The organism is Flavobacteriaceae bacterium GSB9 (assembly GCA_022749295.1).
Taxonomy (GTDB): domain Bacteria; phylum Bacteroidota; class Bacteroidia; order Flavobacteriales; family Flavobacteriaceae; genus Flavisericum.
Genome location: CP062007.1, coordinates 793,709 through 817,905, shown reverse-complemented (window position 1 = coordinate 817,905; position 24,197 = coordinate 793,709). Strand labels below are relative to the sequence as shown.

General features: G+C 35.5%; 24 protein-coding genes and 1 pseudogene. 17 read left to right on the top strand and 8 right to left on the bottom strand.

The annotated features are described in order from the left end of the window. Window positions 1-57: 57 nt before the first annotated feature. Together GSB9_00719 and GSB9_00718 are read left to right on the top strand one after the other, a co-directional pair. Window positions 58-942 (top strand): chromosome partitioning protein ParA, encoded by an 885-nt coding sequence (locus tag GSB9_00719; protein ID UKM64172.1) that lies wholly within the window; start codon window positions 58-60, stop codon window positions 940-942. A 221-nt stretch (window positions 943-1,163) separates the two neighbouring features. Beyond that, complete coding sequence (locus GSB9_00718; protein ID UKM64171.1) at window positions 1,164-1,739, top strand: Crp/Fnr family transcriptional regulator; 576 nt, start codon at window positions 1,164-1,166, stop codon at window positions 1,737-1,739. A 170-nt stretch (window positions 1,740-1,909) separates the two neighbouring features. Here the strand turns inward: GSB9_00718 and GSB9_00717 are convergent, their stop codons facing one another. From GSB9_00717 to nhaC, 4 genes are all read right to left on the bottom strand, one after another. Then, the gene (locus tag GSB9_00717; GenBank protein UKM64170.1) at window positions 1,910-2,167 is read right to left on the bottom strand and encodes a hypothetical protein; all 258 of its coding nucleotides are present in this window, start codon (window positions 2,165-2,167) and stop codon (window positions 1,910-1,912) included. After that, window positions 2,148-2,462, bottom strand: coding sequence for a thioredoxin family protein (locus GSB9_00716; GenBank protein ID UKM64169.2), 315 nt, complete (start codon window positions 2,460-2,462; stop codon window positions 2,148-2,150). Before GSB9_00716 ends, GSB9_00717 begins: the two co-directional genes overlap by 20 nt. A 65-nt stretch (window positions 2,463-2,527) precedes the next feature. Beyond that, on the bottom strand, window positions 2,528-3,166 hold the full coding sequence (locus GSB9_00715) for a peroxiredoxin (protein ID UKM64168.1): 639 nt from the start codon (window positions 3,164-3,166) through the stop codon (window positions 2,528-2,530). 194 nt (window positions 3,167-3,360) lie between these two features. Then, entirely contained in the window at window positions 3,361-4,842 is a 1,482-nt protein-coding gene (gene nhaC, locus GSB9_00714) for a Na+/H+ antiporter NhaC (GenBank protein ID UKM64167.1), read from the bottom strand. A 96-nt stretch (window positions 4,843-4,938) separates the two neighbouring features. On the opposite strand from nhaC, the gene GSB9_00713 reads away from it, so the two are divergent. Next, on the top strand, window positions 4,939-5,961 hold the full coding sequence (locus GSB9_00713) for a metal-dependent hydrolase (GenBank protein UKM64166.1): 1,023 nt from the start codon (window positions 4,939-4,941) through the stop codon (window positions 5,959-5,961). Window positions 5,962-5,964: 3 nt separating this feature from the next. On the opposite strand, the gene GSB9_00712 is transcribed toward GSB9_00713, so the two are convergent. After that, a complete protein-coding gene (locus GSB9_00712; protein ID UKM64165.1) occupies window positions 5,965-7,164 on the bottom strand; it encodes an aminotransferase class I/II-fold pyridoxal phosphate-dependent enzyme in 1,200 nt (399 codons plus the stop codon). A gap of 152 nt (window positions 7,165-7,316) precedes the next feature. Here GSB9_00712 and GSB9_00711 point away from each other — a divergent pair, with 152 nt between their 5' ends. The 8 genes from GSB9_00711 (at window position 7,317) to GSB9_00703 (ending at window position 14,702) form a co-directional block, all read left to right on the top strand. Then, complete coding sequence (locus tag GSB9_00711; protein UKM64164.1) at window positions 7,317-7,778, top strand: Lrp/AsnC family transcriptional regulator; 462 nt, start codon at window positions 7,317-7,319, stop codon at window positions 7,776-7,778. 96 nt (window positions 7,779-7,874) lie between these two features. Continuing rightward, the gene (locus GSB9_00710; GenBank protein ID UKM64163.1) at window positions 7,875-8,387 is read left to right on the top strand and encodes a hypothetical protein; all 513 of its coding nucleotides are present in this window, start codon (window positions 7,875-7,877) and stop codon (window positions 8,385-8,387) included. A gap of 716 nt (window positions 8,388-9,103) precedes the next feature. Beyond that, window positions 9,104-9,910 carry a histidine kinase gene (locus GSB9_00708; GenBank protein ID UKM64161.1) on the top strand — a complete coding sequence of 269 codons (807 nt, stop codon included), beginning with the start codon at window positions 9,104-9,106 and terminating at the stop codon, window positions 9,908-9,910. 74 nt (window positions 9,911-9,984) lie between these two features. After that, entirely contained in the window at window positions 9,985-10,410 is a 426-nt protein-coding gene (locus tag GSB9_00707) for a PaaI family thioesterase (GenBank protein ID UKM64160.1), read from the top strand. Further along, window positions 10,410-11,525, top strand: coding sequence for a chorismate-binding protein (locus GSB9_00706; GenBank protein UKM64159.1), 1,116 nt, complete (start codon window positions 10,410-10,412; stop codon window positions 11,523-11,525). The genes GSB9_00707 and GSB9_00706 overlap by 1 nt, the downstream gene beginning before the upstream one ends. A gap of 52 nt (window positions 11,526-11,577) precedes the next feature. After that, window positions 11,578-13,338, top strand: coding sequence for a thiamine pyrophosphate-binding protein (locus GSB9_00705; protein ID UKM64158.1), 1,761 nt, complete (start codon window positions 11,578-11,580; stop codon window positions 13,336-13,338). Window positions 13,339-13,436: 98 nt separating this feature from the next. Then, entirely contained in the window at window positions 13,437-13,775 is a 339-nt protein-coding gene (locus GSB9_00704) for a DUF2853 family protein (protein UKM64157.1), read from the top strand. 96 nt (window positions 13,776-13,871) lie between these two features. Further along, window positions 13,872-14,702 carry a S1-like domain-containing RNA-binding protein gene (locus GSB9_00703; protein UKM64156.2) on the top strand — a complete coding sequence of 277 codons (831 nt, stop codon included), beginning with the start codon at window positions 13,872-13,874 and terminating at the stop codon, window positions 14,700-14,702. On the opposite strand, the gene GSB9_00702 is transcribed toward GSB9_00703, so the two are convergent. Beyond that, a complete protein-coding gene (locus GSB9_00702; GenBank protein ID UKM64155.1) occupies window positions 14,694-15,119 on the bottom strand; it encodes a hypothetical protein in 426 nt (141 codons plus the stop codon). The genes GSB9_00703 and GSB9_00702 overlap by 9 nt on opposite strands. Before the next feature lie 206 nt (window positions 15,120-15,325). On the opposite strand from GSB9_00702, the gene mnmE reads away from it, so the two are divergent. From mnmE to GSB9_03255, 4 genes and pseudogenes are all read left to right on the top strand, one after another. After that, window positions 15,326-16,726: a tRNA uridine-5-carboxymethylaminomethyl(34) synthesis GTPase MnmE gene (mnmE, locus tag GSB9_00701; GenBank protein UKM64154.1), complete on the top strand. Its 1,401-nt coding sequence runs from the start codon at window positions 15,326-15,328 to the stop codon at window positions 16,724-16,726. Between the two features lie 5 nt (window positions 16,727-16,731). Next, window positions 16,732-16,905, top strand: coding sequence for a hypothetical protein (locus GSB9_00700; protein ID UKM64153.1), 174 nt, complete (start codon window positions 16,732-16,734; stop codon window positions 16,903-16,905). A gap of 128 nt (window positions 16,906-17,033) precedes the next feature. Continuing rightward, entirely contained in the window at window positions 17,034-17,432 is a 399-nt protein-coding gene (locus GSB9_00699) for a family 43 glycosylhydrolase (GenBank protein ID UKM64152.2), read from the top strand. A gap of 303 nt (window positions 17,433-17,735) precedes the next feature. Beyond that, window positions 17,736-18,592 (top strand): annotated as a pseudogene (locus GSB9_03255) (family 43 glycosylhydrolase). A 110-nt stretch (window positions 18,593-18,702) separates the two neighbouring features. Here the strand turns inward: GSB9_03255 and GSB9_00696 are convergent. Together GSB9_00696 and GSB9_00695 are read right to left on the bottom strand one after the other, a co-directional pair. Beyond that, a complete protein-coding gene (locus GSB9_00696) occupies window positions 18,703-19,083 on the bottom strand; it encodes a RidA family protein (protein UKM64149.1) in 381 nt (126 codons plus the stop codon). 64 nt (window positions 19,084-19,147) lie between these two features. Continuing rightward, entirely contained in the window at window positions 19,148-21,919 is a 2,772-nt protein-coding gene (locus GSB9_00695; GenBank protein UKM64148.2) for an LPS-assembly protein LptD, read from the bottom strand. A gap of 164 nt (window positions 21,920-22,083) precedes the next feature. On the opposite strand from GSB9_00695, the gene GSB9_00694 reads away from it, so the two are divergent. Next, window positions 22,084-23,178: an N-acetylmuramoyl-L-alanine amidase gene (locus tag GSB9_00694; protein UKM64147.1), complete on the top strand. Its 1,095-nt coding sequence runs from the start codon at window positions 22,084-22,086 to the stop codon at window positions 23,176-23,178. Window positions 23,179-23,229: 51 nt separating this feature from the next. Continuing rightward, window positions 23,230-24,192, top strand: a complete 963-nt coding sequence (locus tag GSB9_00693) for an MlaD family protein (GenBank protein ID UKM64146.1) — start codon at window positions 23,230-23,232, stop codon at window positions 24,190-24,192. Window positions 24,193-24,197 lie beyond the last annotated feature (5 nt).

Genomic DNA, 24,197 nt, shown 5'->3' with positions numbered 1-24,197 from the left:
CATTAAAAAACTATAGATTAATCAAAAATTTAACCTTAACACATTAAAACGGAAATTATGGAAAACAATAAAAGCAACACTGGCCTTAAGGTAGCATTGGGCATTGCCTTGGTTTTATTTTTAGCAACGGGTTTTTATACAATGAACCTGTACAAAAAGAGTAACGAAACAGAAAGAGAACTTACTGCTGAAAAAGAATTGGTTATGAAAGATTTAAATGCTATGGCCAAACAGTACGACGAGGCTATAGGGGAAAACGAAATTGCCAATGCAAATTTAGTTGAAGCTAGAGGCCGTATACAGGGACTGATCGATTCGCTAAAAATATCGGAAACTAATGTAAAAAGTTTATGGCGTTACAAAAGCAAGTATTTGTCGCTACAAAAAGAAATGGATGTATTGTTAAAACAAAACGATTCATTGCGAGTAGAAAACACGTATTTGGCAACCTCGTTGGATAGTACGCGAGTGCGCTTGGAAGAACGCACCATTTTTACAGACTCGCTTTTAGTGCAAAATAATGCTTTGGCTGAAGTTGTAGAAAACGCATCAATCTTAAATACGGTTGGATTAAAAGGGTTTGGTGTTATAGAACGAACATCGGGAAAACTAATTCCAACCGAAAGAGCTCGTCGAGTAGACAAAATTAGGGTTTGCTTCACCGTTGCAAAGAACGCTTTGGTGTCTGCTGGAGACCAAGAATTGTATGTACAGGTCATTGGGCCAAAAAACAATGTTTTGGGACTGAACGAACAGGTGCAGTTTGGAGAAAAAATGTTGAACTACAGTGTTATAAGTAAGTTTAATTACGAAAACGAGAGTCTTAATATTTGCGAATTTGTAGCTTCGAAAGGAGACGATAATTTTGAAGATGGACGTTATGTGGTAAACGTATTTAATGAAAAAGACTTAGTATCAACATCAGAATTTACTTTAAAGTAGGTTACTTATATATTCACTTAAGGTTTATGGAGCCCCGGACTTATGTTCGGGGTTTTTTAAATTATATAATTACATTTGTATATACAACTAAGCCATTTTTATCTGCAAATTATAGATTATTTAATGGTAAACTGTTAAAAGATGTTATTTTCGATTAGCAAAAAAGTTGAAGCCCTAATTCGTTAAATCCAGTTTTTTCTACTAACATTTAAAACCAATACATGAATAGTAGTTTCGAATTTTTAAATTCTATCGGAAAAATTTCAGAAGAATTATTCAATGAATTAAAACAGATAAGTGAGCTGAAAACAGTTCCGCCAGGAAACCAAGTTGTAAAATTAAACGAGGTGCCCACTAAAGTTTACCTAATAAAATCGGGTGTTATTAGATGCTATTTGTGTACAGAATCTGGTAAAGAGTTTAATAAGAGTTTTTACTTTCCAACTTCTTTTATGGGGGCGTTAACGGCCTTGGTAAAAAATAAACCTTCTGCATTTGTTTTTGAAACCATAACCGAATGTAAACTTTATGAGGTAGATTATGCTGGGTTAATGAAGATTTACCAAAGAAGTGATGCGCTTAAAAACCTTTATGCTAAAGTTTTAGAATCTGTTTACATACAATACGAAAAGCGTTTGGTAGATTTAATTTCGCTTGATGCTACCCAGCGTTATTTAGAACTTAAGAAACAACACCCCGATATAGATCGCTTAATCTCTCAATATCATATTGCTTCCTATTTAGGAATAACTCCTGTACAATTAAGCAGGATACGCAAAAAAATAGGGGGGAATTAACATTTGTTATTTATTTATACTTCCCTAAACAATATATTTGACATGGCTTCCTTTAATTGAAAGAATTAAAAGAAAGGATTGATAGCTAACCAACCAAAAAAACAGGTAAAGTACTTTACCTGTTTTTTTATAAACTGTATTAGAGTTTTAAAAAGTTAAAATCTATTTTTCTACTTATCGATAGACCCTAAAACTCTAGACATAAATGTATTTAAAGCTTCTTTTTTTGGCGTGCCATCTTTTGTCATTTTGTTGACTTCCAAGGCACCATACATGTTAGAGATAAGTTCTCCAATAACGTCGAGTTCTTCATCTTTTAATGACGAAACCTCGGTTAAGGATTCTAGGGTTTCAATGGTTTCAATTATAAAATCTTCGTCGTTATCTTCAATAAACTGGGTTAAATGTTTAATTACTGGTAACTTCATTTACTAAGTCTTTTAAAACATCAAACTTGTTGGTTTGAACTTGGTTAACAAACGCCCCATTTTTGAAAGTAGCGAAAGTTGGTAAATTATCAACAGTAGCTAATTTTCGAGATTCAGGAAACTTTTCGGCATCAGCGATTACAAAAGATACGCCTTCGTTTTCTGAAGCTAATTTTTTAAACTTCGGCTTCATAATTCTACAATTACCACACCAAGTAGCAGAGTACTGAACAACAACTAAATCGTTGTTGGAAACGATTTCTCCTAAACTGTCTTTTTCTAATTCTTGTACCATTTTTTTGTATTTAAAAACCACTGCCAATCCATTTATAAAGGTTTGGCAGTGGAGATATAAAAATTTTAGTGACTTGCTAAATATTCAGCAGTTGCTTTGGAATTGGCGTTCATGGCCTCTTTGCCTTCTTCCCAGTTTGCAGGGCATACTTCACCTTTTTCCTGAACGTGCGTTAGAGCATCTACCAAACGGATGTACTCGTTTACGTTTCTTCCTAAGGGCATGTTGTTGATGCTTTCGTGCTGTACAACACCATCTTCATCGATAATGTAAGTTGCTCTGTAGGTTACGTTGTCACCTTCAACTTGCACAGTTCCTGTAGCCTCGTCGAAAGTTTCATTGGTAATATCTAAAATACCTAAAATGCTAGAAAGATTTCTGTTACTATCTGCAAGAATAGGGTAGGTTACTCCTTCAATTCCACCGTGGTCTTTTGCAGTGTTTAACCATGCAAAATGTACTTCGGGTGTATCGCAAGATGCGCCAATTACTACAGTATTACGTTTTTCAAATTCTGGCAATGCTGCTTGAAATGCGTGTAATTCTGTTGGGCAAACAAAAGTAAAGTCTTTAGGGTACCAAAATAATACTACTTTTTTCTTATTGTCTCTTGCTGTTTCAAGAACATTTAATTTAAAAGTGTCGCCCATTTCATTCATTGCGTCAACATTTAAATCTGGAAATTTTTTTCCTACTAGTGCCATATTTTAATTGTTTTTTTAATGATTAATTTGATGACAAATCTAGCTGAATAATACACTTAACAAAATAAAGTTTGATTATAAAATTTTATATAACCATAAAGGTTGTGAATAGTGTGAAATTAAATGCTTTTTGTTTATTGAATATGCAAAAACGGAAGTTTAAAAATAAATAATTGTTAAAATATGGCTGTTAATTATGCAAACTTTTTTGAGGCGGTTAATTGCTTTATTTTTATTTGAAATGCTGCGAAGAACAATGTTGTAAACGGACTTAACCAATTAAAAATGGCGTAAAAGAAATATTCACTAACACCAACACCCAAAACACCCGACTGGTAAGCGCCACAACCGTTCCATGGAATTAAAACCGACGTTACCGTTCCGGAGTCTTCGAGTGTGCGGCTTAAATTTTCAGGAGCTAGGCCTTTATCATCAAAAGCTTTTTTGAACATTTTTCCAGGTATAACAATAGCTAAATATTGATCGGAAGCAATTACATTAAGACCGAAACAACTAATAACGGTACTCGCAAAAAGCCCAAAAACAGAAGAAGCAACAGATAATAATACTTTTGTTATTCTTGCTAATGCGCCAATACCATCCATAACGCCACCAAAAACCATGGCAGAAATAACAAGATAGATGGTCCATAACATTTTGTTCATACCACCGGAGGTAAAGAGCTCGTTAAGTTTTTCGTTATCAGTGGCAACTTGCGTATCAGTTAATATGGCAGTAACCACAGCATTAAATTTTGAGTCACTTAAGTTGGTTAAAACATTAGATTGAAAAATATAGGCAAAAACAATGGCCAGAATAACACCAACTGCTAAAGCGATCAAGGGTTTGGTTTTGAATAGAATCAATACAATCACTGCCAATGGTACTAAAAACAACCAGGGTGTTATGTTAAAGCTTGATTGAATGGAATTTAAAAGATTGGTGATATCAACATTACCAGTTGAATTTGCTGTAGCGCTTAAAATCCCAAACACAATAAGCGTAATTAAAATGGTAGGCACTGTTGTAATGCTCATGTACCTTATATGGGTAAAAAGGTCTGTGCCCGCAACAGCAGGTGCGAGGTTGGTCGTGTCGCTAAGTGGAGACATTTTATCGCCAAAATAGGCACCTGAAATAACCGCTCCGGCAATCATGCCAGTATTAACACCCAATGCAGTACCAATGCCCACTAAAGCAATGCCTACAGTAGCAGAAGTGGTCCATGAACTACCTGTAGCTATTGAAATGATTGAACAAATAATTACACAAGTTGGTAAAAATATAGTTGGGCTTAAAACCTTTAGCCCGTAGTAAACCATAGCAGGAATAACACCACTAATGAGCCAAGTGCCCGCTAGAGCGCCTACCAAAAGTAGTATTAATATGGGTACAAAAACACTTTTTAAATTTTCCCATACTTCGGCAAGCATTATTTTTAAAGGAACTTTGTTAAAAAAACCAACAACAGCTGCTATGCCTGCTGCAATAAGTAATATAAATTGATTGGTGTAAGGACCTAGCATTTCTTGGTCGTCCACAAAAAAGATATTGTATGCTAAAAGCCCCATTAAAATAAAAACAGGAACAAGAGCTTCCCATATATTGAGTTCGTTGTTTTCAATTATGTTTTTATTATCGGATTTAAATTTCGTAATATTCTTATCGTCCTCCATTTAAGAATCTTTTTAGAAATGTAATGTTACAACTTTCGTGTATGCTATGCAAATGCTCGTAGTTGCTTACATTTGTATTGCAATATTCAGTTCTTAATGGATTCATTAACTCAAATTGTTCTTGGAGCAGCCTGTGGTGAGGCTGTTCTTGGGAAAAAGATAGGCAACAAAGCTTTGCTTTTTGGAGCTATTGGCGGTACAATACCAGATTTGGATGTATATGTGGGGAACTTACTTTATGGCAACGAAATTGATGCCATGTTGTTTCACAGAGGTTTTATGCATTCCATTTTGTTTTCTGTTTTAGGCGCTTTTGTGCTGGGTTGGGGTGTGTTTAAACTTTATAACATAGGAAAACGTTTTGGAACCACAACCATAAGGGACTGGATATCCTTGTTTTTTTGGTCTTTATTTACACATACTATTCTCGATTCTTTTACGCCTTACGGTACACAGATTTTTGCCCCATTCAGTAATTATAGGGTGGCTTTAAACAATATTGCTGTTGCCGACCCGATATACACGGTACCATTTTTAGTTTGCCTGATTGTTTTGATGTTTTTTAAGCGAACCTCACCCAAAAGAACGCTTTGGCTTAAATTGGGTTTGGGGATTAGTTCTGCTTATTTGTTCTTTACATTGGGCAACAAACTGTATGTGGACTCGATTTTTAGGAAATCGATAAAATTAGAAGGCATTACAATAGAACGGTTTTCAACGCAACCTGCTATTTTCAATAATATTTTGTGGTATGCTATTGCAGAAACAAAAGATACTTATGTTGTTGCCGATTATTCTCTTTTAGACCGTAACAACCACTTTTCAAATTTTAGGGAAGTACCTAAACAACGCGATTTATCTCCAGTTGAATATAAGGAAGTTAAAAATTTAGCATGGTTTAGCAATCGGTACTATAGTATTTATAAAATTAGTGAAAACGAATACCGTTATAATGATTTGCGATATCCGCTTATAGATTCAAGGAATCCAAACAGTTCGGTATTTAGTATGTTGCTTTTTGTTGAAGGCAACCGTTTGAACATGAAGCCTTTTGAACCTAAGTTTGAAAACATTGAAACGGTACTTGCTTCGCTTTGGCACCGTGTTAAAGGAATTTAGAACTTACATAATATTTAATTCCTTCATACATTTTTTCATCATTTGGTAAGTGCGTTCAATATCGGCATCCAATCCTATTGAAAAACGTATCAAGCCATCGCTCAGACCGATTTCTTTTTGCTCATGTTCAGGGATTTCAGATGATGTAGAACTTCCTGGAGCACTAAACAAGGTTTTATAAAATCCAAGACTTACAGCTAAATAGCCCAAATTTCTGTGCTGCATAAGCTCCATAAGTTCGTTTGCTTTTTTTAAACTGCCAACATCAATGGTTAGCATACCGCCAAAACCGTATTCTTTATTCATCATAGATTTAAACAGATTGTGCGAAGGGTGTGACTGCAATCCGGGATAAACCGTTTTTAAACCATCAGATTCAAATTTTTCAGCGAGAAACGATGCATTTTTGCTATGCTGTTGCATTCTAACGTGTAGCGTTCTCAAGTTTTTTAGAACAGATGCTGCACGCAAACTATCCATTGTCGAGCCTAAAAGCATCGAAGCCCCATCGTTTACATTTCTAAGTGCATCTATAAAAGTTTGCGCCCCACAAACCACACCACCTACCGTATCGCTGGAGCCATTTATAAATTTGGTTAAGCTATGCACGGTTACGTCTGCTCCCAATACCGAAGGGGAGATAGATAAAGGGGAAAAGGTATTGTCTACCACTAATTTTAAGTTGTGTTTTTTAGCTATTTGGGTAAGGGATTTTATATCGGCTACCTCTAAAAGTGGGTTGCTTATCGATTCGCAGTAAATAATCTTGGTTTTTGGTGTAATGGCAGCTTCCACGTTATCCAAATTTGTAATATCTGCAAAGGTTGTTTCAATATTAAATCGCGGAGCAAAGTTTTTAAAAAAAGCATACGTGCCGCCGTAGATGGTTCTGCTTGATATAATGTGGTCGTTTGCTCCACAAATTTGTAAAATTACGGCGGTAATAGCTCCCATTCCAGATGCAAAAACACTGGCCGTTTCGGTGCCTTCCATGGCAGCTAAGGCCTGACCTAAATATAGATTTGATGGCGAAGAGTGCCGCGAGTATAAATAGCAGCCATCAGCGTTGCCTTCAAAAGTATCGAACATGGTTTTGGCAGAGAGGAACGTATAGGTAGAAGAGTCTGAAATGGAAGGGTTAACACCTCCAAATTCACCAAAATATTGAAGGTCCTGGATCTTGTTTGCTGGTTTAAAAGTCATAGTGTTTAAATTTTATTAAATTTACAATTAACTAGTCTTTTAGTCAATATATTATGATAATTATAGATAATAAATCTATTTTTGTTAGAATATTAAGAATAAATAATTACACGTTAATCCTAAAGTCGCATTAAGGTGAAAAATTTTCAAATATGATTTTTGATAAAACAGATAAAAAGCTGTTGGAATTATTGCAAACGGATAGTAAGCAGACCAATAAAGAATTGGCAAATAAGCTAAATCTTTCGGTTACGGCGGTGTACGAACGTATAAAAAAGTTAGAAAGAGAGCGATTTATTGAAGGCTATACGGCTTTGGTAAACAAAGAAAAAATCAATAAGAATTTTGTAGTTTTTTGTCATGTGAAATTGTTGCAGCACAGTCAAGATTACGTTATCAGTTTTGAGAAAGAAGTCAAAAAATTAAACGAGGTTTTGGAGTGTTGTCACGTTAGTGGCGATTACGACTATTTGCTGAAAGTTTTAGTGTCCGATATGGTCTCGTTTCGCGAATTTATGGTCAAAAAGTTAACAAGCATCAGTCACATAGGCAGTACCCATAGCATGTTTGTGATTAACACCGTAAAGCATACAACGGTTATTAATTTTGATTAGTTATGCCCTGTCTATTTTAGATGCATTAGTGTTAAATAATACAAATAAAATCTTTTTACTATTTTAGTCGGGCTATTGTTAATCAACATCATAAATATGAAGAAACTATCTTACGTTATTTTAGGCTTTTTTATTGGTGCGCTACTTACTTATTTTTTCTCTCCAAGAAATTGTGAAGTGGAAACTATAGAAACCAAAATTGTTAAGCCAAATGGCGTTATTTCAATTGAAAAGGCCAAAATTTTAAATGATAATTGGACTAAATACAGACAAGCTGCTGTTGATTCCGCAGCAAAAAAGCAAGGCAGAAATAAAGACGATCGTTCAGTACATTGGTCTTTAAAAGATGTCAAGGATTACCTAGCCTATGCCGAACATTATTCCGATAGTATGGGGTATGAAATGACAGGCGTTCAGGTGTATTTGGGTGTTTATGGCAAAAATGCAGGCCAGACAAAAAAGAATTTAACCACCATGTTTATTGCACCAACTGGTAAAAAGAAAACGGATTCACAAGGAAGTGCCATACCTTTAAAACTGAGTAAGGATGAAAATCCACCCGTACCACCGTTAAATGATGGAACAGGGGGTAATGCAGGTTATCCATGATAATTAACTCTTATTGTTGTGGTTGAATTCCTTTTAAGTCATTATTCACTTTTTACACATATTTTAGAGTTTTTAGCGGCTTTTACGGGCTTCCTATTCTATAAAAAATACAAAAATACTCCTGTTAAATATTTTATTTGGTTTCTTTTGGTGGTCGCCATTTGCGACTTTTTAGGGATTTATGCGTATCAGGTTAGACCAGATGGAGCATTGAGTTTTTTAATTGGCACTAAAATCCAGAAAAACATTTGGTGGTCAACACTATATTGGAGTGTAGGTGCCATTTTGTTTTATGCATTTTATTTTTTTAAAATATTAAAAAATAGTTTATTTAAGAAAGCCACTAAAGTGTTAGCCATAGTATTTTTTGTGTTTTCAATTTTCTACATTGGTTTTTATTGGGAGAATTTTTTTAATCAATTTTTTAAATTGATTAAACTCTTAGGGGCAATAATCATCTTTATCTGTACAATATTTTATTTCATAGAAACCCTAACGGGAGACAAAATATTGGTGTTTTATAAATCGATAAATTTTTACATTAGTGCCACTATTTTTATCTGGTGGCTGGTAATTACGCCCTTAACATTCTATGATATTTATTATTTTTACGAAATAGGCAAAGCCCATTACGATCAAAATTTTGCAATGATTAGAAAGCAAATTTATTTATTTGCAAATATATTCATGTATTTAACCTTTACTTTTGCCTTAATATGGTGCAAACCGGAGAACGATTAGCCAGCACCGCTTCAGAGCGGTATTTATTAGGATATATGATAGCCGTTTTGGTTATTGTAAGTGCCTTGATTGTGGTATTTTTTGTGGTGTTTTTAAAACGGAAAAACAAACTGCTGCAAGAAAAAATGGAACAGCAACGTGCGTTTGAGGCAGAAATAGCCCAAGCCCAAACCGAAACCCAAGAACAAACCTTGAAAAACGTAGGCTGGGAGTTGCACGATAACGTAGGGCAATTGTTATCATTTGCCAATATGCAGCTCAGTATATTAAAAATGCAAATGGCAGACGATGTAAAGGAAAAGTTTAAAGATACTACCGATGCCTTAAAAGAAAGTTTGGCCGAAGTCCGTGCCCTTTCAAAAACATTGAATAACGATGTGATTTTAAATAATGGGTTTGAAAAATCTATTGCCAATGAATTAAACCGGCTTCAAAAAATGAAATTTGAATCGGCCAACCTCAAAGTCATAGGTAATAAAGTGCCGTTTCCAGACCGAAAACACGAAATTATTGTGTTTAGAATTATCCAAGAGTTTTTGTCTAATTCAGTAAAACACTCTAAAGCTAAAAATATTGAAATTGTTTTAGATTACCAACCTAAAGTACTGTATATTAAAGCATCCGATAACGGCCAAGGGTTTGATGTTAACGATGTTGAAAATGGTTCGGGATTGATTAATATGAAAAGTCGCGCTGCTTTAATAAACGCCCAATTAGATTTAAAATCGCAGCCCGACCACGGCACGACGCTTTCTGTAGAATTCCCATTGAATCGCCAATAGGTTTTAACAACACTTTACCATCTCAATTTAGTGCTGTTTTGTACTTTTACGGTCGGAAAAACAATTTAAAATTCATGAAATTATCAAAAAAGGCTGTTTTAGAACAAGCCAATAAAGTGTGCAAGAACACTTTAATGGAAACCTTAAACATAGAAATGATAGATTTTGGTAAAGACTTTTTAGTGGCTCGTATGCCAGTAAATTCAAGAGTTTATCAACCCGACGGTGTTTTGCACGGTGGTGCAACTGTGGCCTTGGCTGAGAGCGTTGGGAGTTTTGCTTCTAATATTTTTGTGGATACCGATAAGTTTTTTGTGCGAGGAATAGAAATCACAGCCAACCATTTAAAAAGTGTAAAAGAAGGCTATGTTTATGCAAAGGCCGCGTTTTTGCACAAAGGCAGGACTACTCAACTATTGGATATTAGAATAACCGACGACAATGATAATTTAATCTCCATCTGTAAACTATCAACCATTTCCTTGCCCAAAGAACAATAATGACCTCCGAAGATTTTTTTGAGCGCATAGCAGCGCAATATCGCACAAAGCACCCCTTTGTAGTTTACAGAAAACCGAACAGAAACGAGGTGAAGAGTTTGCTTCAGGGTAATGATGAATTATTTTTTTCGAAAGACTTTTCAGAAAAAGGGTTTTTGTTTTCTCCTTTTGATGATGCTGAACAATCGGTTTTAATGCCTTCTGAAAATTCAGAAATCATGGTTACTTCTTATGTCAATGAAAGCGAAGAAGAACCATCCAAAGTTATAAATATTAACGGTGAGATTGAGAGGGAAAACCATATCAATTTGGTAAAAAAAGGAATTGATGCCATTAAAAATAATACGTTTAAAAAGGTCGTTCTTTCCAGAAAGGAATCTGTTCCTATTTCAAATTCTAACCCAATAAATACATTTAAAAGCCTGTTAAATGTTTATCCATCGGCATTTGTTTATTGTTGGTACCACCCCAAAGTAGGCCTTTGGTTAGGCGCCACCCCAGAAACCTTGATAAAAATTGAAGGGTCTCAGTTTTCCATTATGGCTTTGGCTGGGACGCAAGATTATAAAGGCTCGTTGGATGTGGATTGGCAGGAAAAGGAAAAACAGGAACAGCAATACGTTACCGATTTTATAGTCCATAATCTAAAACCGTCGGTTGAGCATTTGCAAATTTCTAATGTTGAAACCGTAAAGGCTGGTAACTTGTTGCATTTAAAAACCATAGTTTCTGCGAAGTTAAAAGGGAATGCTTCTCTAAAAAACGTTATTAAAGCTTTGCACCCTACACCAGCTGTATGTGGATTCCCAAAAGAAGCAGCAAAACAGTTTATACTAAAAAATGAAAATTATAACAGGGCCTATTATACAGGGTTTCTCGGTGAGTTGAATATGGAGAAAACAATAAAATCGCGTTCCGAAAGGCGAAATATTGAAAACAGGGCATATGCTATATCCAAAAAAAGTACCCAGCTTTATGTTAATTTGCGCTGTATGCAAATTAAAGAGGGTAATGCCGTTATTTATGTTGGAGGTGGCATAACTGAAAGTTCAAACCCTGAAAAAGAATGGCAGGAAACCCAACTCAAATCTTTGGTGATTAAAAACATTTTATAAGCATTTTAATTCGCCTTCTAATTTCTTATTTTTGGCTATTGAAACGAATTAAATGACGTATCCAAAAATCCCCCTTGCCCAAACCATTGTTAAGTTGTGCGAGGCTAAAGGCATAAGGCATATTGTAATCTCACCCGGTAGCAGAAACGCCCCTTTAACCATAGGTTTTACAAATAACGAATATTTTAAATGTTACAGTATTGTCGACGAGCGTTGTGCGGCGTTTTTTGCTATGGGCATTGCGCAAAAACTACAAGAACCAACAGCCGTGGTTTGTACTTCGGGAAGTGCTCTACTAAATTATTACCCTGCCGTAGCCGAGGCGTTTTATAGTAACATTCCGTTGGTGGTGCTTTCGGCCGATAGACCAAAACATTTAGTTGGAATAGGGGATGGGCAAACCATAAATCAGAAAAATGTGTTTGAAAACCATATTCTGTATTCGGCAAATTTAAAACTTGATTTAAAGGATGAAAAAAATGTGCCCAGTCACGAAGAATTGCCAATTTTTAAAAATCTGGAGGATAAGTTCGAAAGGTTTTTAGGGCTTCAAAAAGATATTCAAACCTATAATGAAGAAGAGATTAATACGGCCATTAATTTTTCTAGATTTAAAAAAGGGCCGGTACATATTAATATTCCACTTGATGAGCCACTTTATGAAATTGTTGATAAACTTTTGGTTAACCCAAAACGTATTGAAGAAACCCCCAAGCGGCAAGATATCGAGGATTACGTGATTAAATCGTGTTTGGAAGATTGGGGCACGGCTGCAAAAAAAATGGTTTTGGTGGGTGTAAACCAGCCTAACACCTTAGAAAAGAAATGGCTGGACGAGTTGGCCGAAGACGATAGTGTTATCGTGCTTACTGAAACGACGTCCAATTTGCACCACCCTATTTTTTTTCCAAGTATAGACCAATTAATTGCGCCACTTACGGAAGAAGAAAAAAAAGAATTGCGTCCTGATATTCTAGTTACTTTCGGCGGATTAATCGTTTCTAAAAAAATCAAGCAGCTATTACGAAAATTTCAGCCCAAAAGTCATTGGCACATTGATCCTAAAACAGCTTATGATACTTTTTTTTGTTTAGAACATCATCTTCAGGTTACACCTAATAAGTTTTTTGAAACCTTTTTGCCAAGGGTTACTCACTATGTAAAGAGCGATTATAACACAACATGGTCTGCCATAAAGCAGCGCCGATTGAGAAAACATAGAGATTATTTAGAACAGATTCCATTTTCGGATTTTAAAGTTTTTGGGGCCTTGCTAAAATCGATTCCCAACCATTCTGTTTTGCAGGTAGGGAATAGCTCTACCATTCGGTATACCCAATTATTTAAGCTTGATAAAACGTTGGAAGTATATTGTAACAGAGGTACTAGTGGTATAGACGGAAGTACTTCTACAGCTATTGGTTTTGCCGTTGCCAGTGAAAAACCTACCGTTTTTGTTACGGGCGATTTAAGTTTTCTGTACGATAGCAATGCCCTTTGGAACAACTATATACCTAATAGTTTCAGGATAATTGTGGTTAATAATCAAGGAGGTGGTATTTTTAGAATATTGCCTGGTCATAAGAATACCGAAAATTTCGACAGGTATTTTGAAACCAATCATAAACACACGGCAAAACATTTGTCTGAGATGTACGGCTTTGATTATAAATCTGTTTCTGACGAAAGCTATCTAAATGAAGCTTTAAAATCGTTTTATTCTAAAAGTAAGTCGCCAAAATTATTAGAGATTTTTACACCAAAACATATAAACGACGAAATTTTATTGCATTATTTTGAATTCATTAAGTAAAATAAGTGACCCACAAAAATTTTACGGGTCTAAAAAAATAGTTACCTTTAATGCAGTTATTAACTAACTGTTTACTAATACTTAAAAATAAAATAATTATGAGTAAAAGAGACGAACTTATTGCAAAATATGCTGAAGATTTAAAAGAAAAGTGCGGTGTAAACGCCGATATGGATTTATTAACCAAAGTAACCATTGGCTGTGGGCCATCAATCTACAATGCTGATGCTTCAACGGTATCAGGATCGGACGAATCAGAATTGGCTACCGTAAAATCTAACTTTTTAATTAAAAAATTAGGATTGAGTAATGGACCAGAATTAGATAAGGGCATACAAGCCGTTATGGATCAATATGGTCAATCTAACCGCAATAAATATAGAGCCGTTGTTTATTATTTGCTCACTAAACATTTTGGAAAAGAATCGGTTTATTAAAAACAAATTGATATAATTATAAAAGCGTTGCACATTTGTAACGCTTTTTTTGTTGGTTTTTGTGAAAATAAAAACAGCTATCGTTACCTTTGCAGTATGATAAAATTAGGCGAAATAAATACCATGGAAATACTTCGTGAAACCGATCACGGCGTATATTTGATTGACCAAGATGACGAAGAAGTACTATTGCCAAATCGTTACGTACCAGAACGTTTTAAAATTTGGGATAAGCTCGATGTTTTTATCTATTTGGATAACGAAGAACGCCCTGTAGCTACAACGGAAACCCCTCATGTTATGAAAGGTGATTTTGCTTTGCTAAGATGCAACCAAGTCACAGATTATGGGGCTTTTTTAGATTGGGGATTGGTAAAGGAGTTGTTTTGCCCTTTTAAGGAACAGGCGTTTAAAATGAAACCGGGCGGTTGGTATTTGGTATATTGCTATTTGGATGAAAAGACAAACAGATTGGCCGCATCAAGCAAGACCAATCGGTTCTTAGATAATAAAAAACTGACTGTCAAGGAATTTGATAAAGTAGATTTAATTGTATCCCACCCATCAGATATTGGGATGAACGTTATTGTTAACAAAAAACACTCCGGCTTAATTTATAAGAATAATATTTTTAAGGATTTGAGTGTTGGTGACCGATTGAAAGGTATTATTAAAAAAGTTCGCCCAGGCAATAAATTGGATATATCACTAGAACAAATTGGCTATAGAAATATAGAACCCAATGCCGAAAAGGTGCTTCAAGAACTCGAAGATAATAGTGGTTTTTTGCCTTTAACAGACAAGTCGTCACCAGAAGTTATCAAGGAAATGCTTCAAATGAGCAAAAAGAACTTTAAAAAGGCCATTGGAAATTTATACAAACAGCGAAAAATTGATATTAAAAACGACGGTATCCATTTAGTTTAAAGAAATGGACCCTCTTTTAACTCTTTCGCTTACTTTTTCGATAGCTTCAGAAATTGTGTCGTAATCTATTTTTTCAGAAAGACAAAAGCTGTTTTCTACTTCGGCATTCATTTTGCCCGCAAGATCATGGCCAATTACGCCATAAGCTTTCATATTTTTAACCTGTTTTTTAAAATATGGAGCGTCCATAAGGTTTACCGAGTAAGAGTTTACTCTGTTGGCAACAACGCCGTATGGTTTTGAATCGCCATAATGAGCACGCAACTCATCGATGATAGGAGCTGAATTATTCATGTCAAAATGAACCCCTTCATTAAGCTCAACAACAGCAATATCTTCAAAGAAAAAGATATTCCCTAAACTGTTCTTTACAGTCTTTAAAATATTTTTTGAAAAATCAGAATCTATAATCTTCATTATATATTGCTATTTTAAGTCCGGGTTAAATCATTGTCTTTTAAAGAATTACTTTAAATTGAGCGCGCAAATTTACTGTGTATGCATAATAGTTTTAGTTAATTTTTAGTTAAATGTTATTAGGGTCTATTTAACAGCAAAGAAATAAGGTTTTACAGTTCCAAATTTGTTAAGCTCTCCATTTCTATTTTAGTATTTTTGCAGATATGATTAACAACGATACCATAGTGGCCCTTGCCACGCCCTCGGGAGCAGGCGCTATTGCAGTAATTAGGCTTTCTGGTCCCAAAGCTATTGCTACTGCCGAAATATGCTTTAAGTCTGTAAAAGAAGGAAAACAGATAAGCAAACAAAAAACGCATACCATCCATTTGGGGCATATTGTAGATGGCTCCAAAACCATTGATGAAGTTTTACTGTCAATTTTTAAAAATCCAAATTCCTACACTGGTGAGGATGTGGTAGAGGTATCATGCCATGGGTCAAATTATATTCAACAAGAAATCATACAGTTGTTTTTGCGAAAAGGCTGTCGTATGGCTTCTGCCGGAGAGTTTACTTTGCGGGCGTTCTTGAATGGAAAATTAGATTTAAGTCAAGCAGAAGCGGTGGCCGATTTAATTGCGAGTGATAATGAAGCATCGCATCAATTGGCTATGCAGCAGATGCGCGGAGGATTTTCTTCAGAAATAGCAAAACTAAGAGAGGAACTCATGAATTTTGCATCGCTCATTGAATTGGAACTGGATTTTGCTGAAGAAGATGTAGAATTTGCTGATAGAACGCAATTTAAAGATTTAATTGAACGTATAGGTTTCGTTTTGAAGCGTTTGATTGATTCTTTTGCCGTTGGTAATGTAATTAAAAATGGTATTCCGGTAGCGATTGTTGGTGAACCCAACGTAGGGAAATCTACACTTTTAAATGCGCTTTTAAACGAAGAACGTGCCATAGTTTCTGAAATTGCGGGAACAACGCGTGATACTATTGAAGACGAAATTTCTATTGGCGGTGTTGGTTTTCGTTTTATCGATACTGCTGGAATACGCGATACCAAAGATGTTGTAGAAAGCATCGGAATTAAAAAAACCTTTGAAAAAATAGATCAAGCCCAAGTTGTGATTTACCTGTTTGAGGCTGATGCTATTTCACGTAATGACGATAAATCGAAAGCTATTAAAATTGAATTAGAAAAAATTAAAAATAAATATCCCCAAAAACCTCTAATTGTTCTAGCTAATAAAATGGATAAGATTAGTGAGTACGACGTTTTAAAACTAAAATCTGAAATTGAAAACATTCAATTGTTGTCGGCGAAAACAGGTGTTGGTGTCGAGCAATTAACAAACAGCCTGCTTGAGTTGATAAATACAGGTGCATTGCGCAACAACGAAACCATAGTCACAAATACGCGCCATTACGATGCATTGCTCAAGGCTTTTGAAGAAATACAGAAAGTAAAAGAAGGTATTGAAACCGGCTTGTCAGGAGATTTGCTCGCCATAGATATTCGTCAAGCCCTTTACCATTTTGGTGAAATAACAGGCGAAATAACCAATGATGACCTACTTGGTAATATTTTTGCTAATTTCTGTATCGGAAAGTAAACTTTATGAAAACATCGTTAAAAGAAAAATTGCTTGCTTTACTCGTTGTAGTTTCTGTTTTTAGTAAAAACCTAAATGCTCAAGTGAGAAAGGAAATAATAGAAAAAGACTTTGCAGGGTATTTGTTTGCTTACTTTAGTGGTAACAAAAAAGAGCAAGAACAAGTCTATTTTGCCTAAGCACAGACGGGTACAATTACAAAGCTCTAAATAACAATCAACCCGTTTTAGACTCCAAAAGAATTAGCTTAAATGGAGGCGTAAGAGATCCACATATATTAAGAGGCAAAAATGGTAGTACTTTCTACATGGTGTTAACGGATATGGTGAGTTCAAAAGGCTGGGACTCAAATAGAGGGTTTGTGATGCTGAAATCTCATGATTTAATTAATTGGACACATGCCACTATCAATATCCCTCAAAAGTATGAAGGATACGAAAACTTAAAACGAGTTTGGGCCCCTCAAACTATTTATGATCAAGAGGTTAAAAAATATATGGTGTATTGGTCAATGAAACACGGAGACAAAAATGACATTATTTTTTATGCTTATGCTAATGATGATTTTACAGATATCATCGGAGTGCCAAGGCCGCTTTTTATACCCAAATCTGGCGATTTCTGTATTGATGGAGATATAGTATATAAAAATGGCTTTTATTTTTTGTTTTACAAAACGGGTACATCAACTAATAATGGACTCTGAATGGCCAGAACAAAATCATTGAGTTCTAATAACTGGACAGAATACAATGATTTCATTGAAAGTACAAAGGAGGATGTTGAGGGGTCAGGAATTTTTAAGTTAAATAATTCCGATGACTATATTTTGATGTACGACGTTTACAGGAAACATAACTATCAGTTTACAAAAACATCAGATTTTAAAAACTTTGAAGTAGTTGATGGTCATGTAAGTATGGATTTTAATCCGAGGCATGGAAGCGTAATCTCTGTTACAAATGAAGAACTAAAAAAACTAATTGAAAAGTGGGGCATGCCCACAGGAATGCACATAAATAATAATCCCGTTTTACAAGGCTATTATGCCAATCCAGATATTTTGTATTCTCACAAAAAGAAAAAATTTTATATGTATCCTACTTCAGACGGTTTTGATAATTGGTCGGGAACATATTTTAAAACTTTTTCATCAGAAAATTTAGTCGATTGGGAAGATGAAGGCATTATTCTGGATTTAAAAGAAGATGTATCTTGGGCTAATAAAAATGCTTGGGCGCCATGTATTATTGAGAAAAAACACCTTTTTGGGTATCGATACTATTACTATTTTACAGCTGAAAAATTTATTGGTGTGGCAACAGCCAAAAATCCAGATGATGCCTTTACAGATTCTGGAAAAAGAATCATAGATAAAAAACCAAAGGGTACCAATAGAGGAATTGAAATTGACCCCGAGGTATTTAATGATCCAGTTAGCAATAAGGATTATTTATATTATGGAAATGGCTATATGGCGGTGGCTGAGTTGAAAAAAATATGACCGAAATAGATACATCCACTATAAAAATCTTACGCCCAACAAACTACAGAGAGGGAACAACAGTATTTTACCATAACGGGAAATATTACTTTTTATGGTCTGAAAATGATACGCGTCACGTCGATTATCGGGTGAGATATGCTATTTCTGATAGCCCAACTGGACCATTGAATATACCATAAAGTAATATTGTAATCGCAAAAGATGAATCTAAAGATATTTATGCAACTGGTCATAATTCAGTAATTCAAATTCCAGGAAAAGATGAATGGTATATTGTTTATCATCGATTTTCTTATCCTAATGGTATTAAAATGGGAAGAGCAGCTGGATACCATCGAGAGGTTTGTATAGATAAATAAGAATTTGATGCTGAAGGGAAAATAAAGCAAACTAAGCCAACACATACTGGCATAGAACCGATTAATTTGAAAAAATAGCGAAAAGATATAATTTTGCTAAAAGCTCTGAGCTATTCTACTGCAATCATACTAATCTCAACATTTACGTATTTAGGCAGCTTAGCCACCTGAACCGTTTCGCGGGCGGGAGCTGTAGCTTCATCAAAATAACTGCCGTATACTTCATTAATTTCGCCAAAATCATCCATATTGGAAATAAATATCGATGATTTTACCACATTTTCAAAAGTCATTCCTGCACTTTCCAAAATCGCTTTTAAGTTCTGCATAACTTGATATGTTTCTTCCTTTATGGTATTTAAAATCAAGTTTCCTGTTTCAGGGTTTAATGCAATTTGCCCTGAAATATATAGTGTGTTTCCACTTAAAATCGCTTGGTTATATGGGCCAATAGGTGCAGGGGCATTTTTGGTAGCAATCACTTTTTTCATAATTCGGTAATTTAGAACATAAAAATAGATGTTCTTATTGTAAACCAAAAAGAAAAATGAGTTTTTACAAACGTATATCTGGTTGTCTGCGCTTTTCGTATTTAAGATCTTTGAGTAGGCTGGATTTTATACCTATAAAGAAATTCCACGACTTATAGGCACCAAATGGAGTCCAGCTAAAATTCATGCGCCAACTCAATAAATCGCGTTCAAAGCGCAATTGGGTTGTTGTAAAGCCTAGGTTTTTAAAATCATAACCAGATGATGCACCAACCGACCATTTTTCAGATAGTTTGATGTCGCCTGAAAACATTAGCGAATGCGATGAAATTTCGCTTTGGCGTCTTTGGTTGGCGTAGTTAACGGCATAGGCTAATCTCAAGCTCCAGGGTATTTTATAATTGTAAAACGCGCTCGGGGTTTGGCCTTTTTTATCCGTGTCTTCCTCTTCTGCGTATTGTTGGTCTGTAAAATCTTCAGAAACGCCAAATAAGTCGTCTGCACGTCCGCCACCTCTTAAATTTTCATCAATATTTTTGTCTTTTTTGTCTTGACTTCCACTTTTACTGGAAAACGACCAACTGGCATTAATATTTCCTCCGGCCAATCTAAACAGGCTTCCGCCGTTATTAATGTTGAACTTGTCTATCCTTCTGTTATTATTGTCTAACGCATACGGATCCAATGTAGCGCTAAAGTTAATACTCAGTTTGTTTTTGAATAATTGGGTGCCCCCGTTCATCCTAACTGTACTCCATTTTAATGAGTCTGCAGCAAAGTTATAAGCGGTGCTGAAGTTTAGGTTGTTCAACAGAATGATTTTCTTAGGTTCGGTAGCCGTGCTGTCTTTATCGCGTACTTTGGCTTCTAAATTGTTTGACACCGAAATACCCATGGAACTTGAAAAATTCTTGCCAGGTGTACTAAAAAGTCCGCCTTCAAAGCGCGTATACTCAATAAGTTCACGTCTTGTAGTGCCATCGGCATCGATAACTTCATCGCCTTCAATAGTATCATAATATTGGTTGAATGCTGGGTTGATATTATAACTAATTGAAGGCCTTATAATATGGCGGATCGCTTTTATCTTTCGGTCTTCTCCTTCTTTTTCAAAATTTTTGGTACCGTAAATGGTGGTTCCTAAACTGGTACTGAAATTATAGGTTCTAAACGAATCGAAGCCATTAATGGTTTCGTTGACGGGGCGGTCTTCTTCAAGGTCATAGGACTTCTCAATGGTTTTAAACGTCCAAACCTCATTAAAATTAGTACTAGCACTAACACTAAAATATTTGAAAAGTTTAAAGTTGGTGCTCAGTGGTATCGTGTGCTGAAAGCCGGTTTTGGCACCATCGAACATTTCTTTTTTAAAGAATAACGAATCTGTGGTTTGAATGCGGTTTTCGCCACGTATATTGTATTGAAGATTTATATTTTGAATAAGCCCTTTTTTCGATCCTGTCTTAGAAGCAAAAGGATAAATCCTGCCCACACTACCTTGTAACGTTGGCAGCGTCATGTTAATGGATTGGGTTTGTGTGTTTTGTGAATGTGTTGCCGTTAAACTAACGTTTACTTGCGGTTCCCCCTGAAAGGTTTTAGAGTACGATACCGAAGATTGTAGTGTGTTATTTAGCCTATTACCCACGTTAACCTGGTTGTTTGAAGCTTGATAGTAATTGCTGCTACCTAAGTTTACAGAGGCCGAAAAACGGGAGTTTGGACTCGATTTGGAATCTTGACTGTGCGACCACCTTAAATTGTAAATGGTACTTTTGCCGTAATCGGGGAAACCGCGCTCGCTACGTATTAAGCTTTCATATCTAAAACTAAAGCTGCCATTGAATTTGTAGCGCTTTTTATAGGCACTTTCTAATCTTATACCGTAACTGCCATTGGTGTAATAATCTCCTAGAGCAGCCAGGTCAACATAATCGCTAATAGCAAAATAATAACCGCCGTTTTGTAAAAAGTAACCGCGGTCGTTTTGTTCGCCAAATGTTGGGATAATAATACCAGAGGTGTGTTTTTCACTCTGCGGAAAGAAACCAAAGGGTAAGCCTAAAGGCGTGGGTACATCATAAATAAAGAGGTTGGCCAAGCCGGTTACAATTTTTTTTCCGGGTACGATTTTGGCTTTTCGCAATTTTATATAATACTCTGGATCTTCAAGGTTTTCGGCCGTGGTGTATTTGGCATTCTTTAAAAAGTAAACCGAATCGTTTTCTTTTTTCGTTACCGAGGCTATAACCGTACCTTCGCCTTGTTCGGTTTTAGAGTTGTAAATTAAAGCTTTTTTGGTTTCGGTATTAAAAACAATCGAGTCGGGCTCTACAACATTGGTACCTGAGGTAAAAACGGGTTTTTGTGTGTATTCGCCAATACTGTCGGTAATACCTTTGGCGTAAACGGTATTTTTATTGTAATCTATGGTGATGTCGCCAGCCGAAATATTCATATCACCGTAATCAATTGTTGCTAGATTGTAAAGGTATAATTTTTGTTTTTTTTGGTCGAAACGTGTATAGTCATCAGCATGATAGGCAACCGTGTGTTCCAAAAGCTCTTTTTTTGGTTTAATAGAATCGGTTGTGGTTGAATCTTGCTCTTTTTCTGTGGCTATTTCAACAGGTACAGTTAAACTATCTGCCTTTATAACCGCTGTTTGCTGCACCGCGGGCTTAATGGAGTCTTGGGGCTGTTTAATATCTTGGGCGAAGCTTAACGTGTTCATAAACACTGTAAAACTTAATGCAAAAAGTATTTTAAAGTTGTTTGTGTGCAACGCTTTTAAATGTATTTTTGTAAAAGTATGGCTCGGTTTTTGAAATGCCAAAATTACATATATTTTTCTGGGATTGATTTAATATTCAATTAAAAAATTCAAAATTAAAAACCTGTTCATTGTTATTGCGAAATAAAGCGATTTAAATGACCGTTTAAACTTTAGCAGTACACATTGAAAACGGGTTTGCGCCGTTCAAAATTATACTATATCAAATGAAAACGCATCACATATTACTTTTCGTATCTTTTATAGCTGTCTTAACATTTTCTTCATTTAGTGAAAATATAGACAACGACAGCAAAAAATTTGTTGTGGTTCTTGACGCTGGACATGGCGGAAAAGATCCTGGCAATATGGGGAATGGCTTTAAAGAAAAAGACATTGCTCTAAAAGTTGTTTTGGCAGTAGGAGAGGCTCTAGAGAAATACCCAGGCATAAAGGTAGTTTATACACGCAAAACAGATAAATTTATAGATTTGTTTGTTAGAGGAAAGATAGCAAACAAAGCTAAAGCCGATTTGTTTGTTTCTGTACATTGTAATTCACACAATTCGAGTGCCCACGGAACGGAAACCTTTGTTTTAGGAACACACAGGAACAAAACTAATTTTGAAGTCGCCAAAAAGGAAAACTCGGTTATTTTCATGGAAGATGATTACGAGCAAAATTATGAAGGCTTCGACCCCAATTCGCCAGAATCTGTAATGAGCATCCTTTTGAGCCAAGAAGAGTATTTAGACCAAAGTATTTTATTGGCCAGTCTTATTCAAGATAAGTTTACAAATACTTTGAAACGTAAAAATAGAGGGGTTAAGCAGGCTGGTTTTATAGTGTTGCACCAAACGGTTATGCCAAGTGTATTGGTTGAAATGGGGTTCTTGACTTATAGGAAAGAAGGAGATTATTTAAACTCAAAACGCGGACAAAATGAAATAGCAACGTCTATCGTTAACGCTATTTTAGAATACAAAAATGGCTTAGACACCCATGTGGGGAGTGAAGTGCTTTTAAGAGAACAAGGAACAAAAACAGCCGTTTCAAACGATATTACATTTAAAGTGCAAATTGCCGCCAGTTCAAAATCGTTGGATACAAAACCTTATAATTTTAAGGGTTTAGAACAAATTTCAAAAATAAAAGAAGGCAGTCTTTTTAAATATTTTTATGGGCAATCCTCTAGTTATAGCCAAGCGCAACAATTTGAAACAGAGGCCAGAAAAAAAGGTTATGGGTCGAGTTTTATCGTGGCGTTTAAAGATGGTAAAAAGATAGCCTTGGCAGAAGCCCTAAAATCAACTGCAAATTAAAGCCTGTTCTTTTTAAATTTATATTAAATTTGTTTACCAAATTCATATATTTTGAAAATAACCAGAGAAGTAAAAACAGGTATATTAGTCGTATTAGGAATTGCACTCTTCGTTTTCGGGTTTAATTACCTAAAAGGCCAAAACTTATTTGATAAATCAATAACACTTTACACTACGTACGATAATGTTGAAGGGTTAACGCCTTCAATGCCCGTGACCATTAACGGTTTAAGCGTTGGAAAGGTTACAAATATAACCTTTAAAGACGATGGCTCGGGTAAGCTAATGGTAGAACTGTTGGTAAACAGCGATTTTCCTTTTTCAAAAAACAGTAAAGCCGAACTGTACGAAACAGGGCTTATCGGCGGTAAGGCCATAGCTATCGTGCCAGCATTTGATGGTGCCGAACAGGCCAAAAATGGCGATTTACTTAAGGGTAGCACCAAAGATGGCCTATCTGAATTGGTGAACCAAAGGTTAACGCCATTGCAAGAAAAGATTGAAAAAATGATGGTGAGCGCTGACGGTGTGTTAACTAATATGAATGATGTATTTGACGAAAAAACCAAAACAAATTTAAAAAATAGCATCGCTGAATTAAGTTCAACTATTAAGTCATTTAAAGGCACATCAGAATCTATAAATGAAATGGTTGAGTCAAACAAAAAGAATATTGACAGCGTGCTTTCAAATGCTAATAAACTTACAGTTAATTTAGCGGCCATTACCAATAAAGTATCCGAATCCAATCTAGATAAAACGATAGCAGATCTTGAATCGACCTTGTCCAATTTCAATCAAATTATGGGAGGCATGGAAAACGGAAATGGGTCTTTGGGCAAATTGTTAAAGGATGAAGGGTTGTACAACAACCTTGAAGGCGCAACTTTGCAATTAGAGCAGTTGTTGCAAGACATGAAATTAAACCCGAAACGTTACGTACATTTTTCTTTATTTGGAAGAAAGGCTAAACGCTATGATGCCGAGGGTAACGAAATTGAAGACGATAAATAATCCAT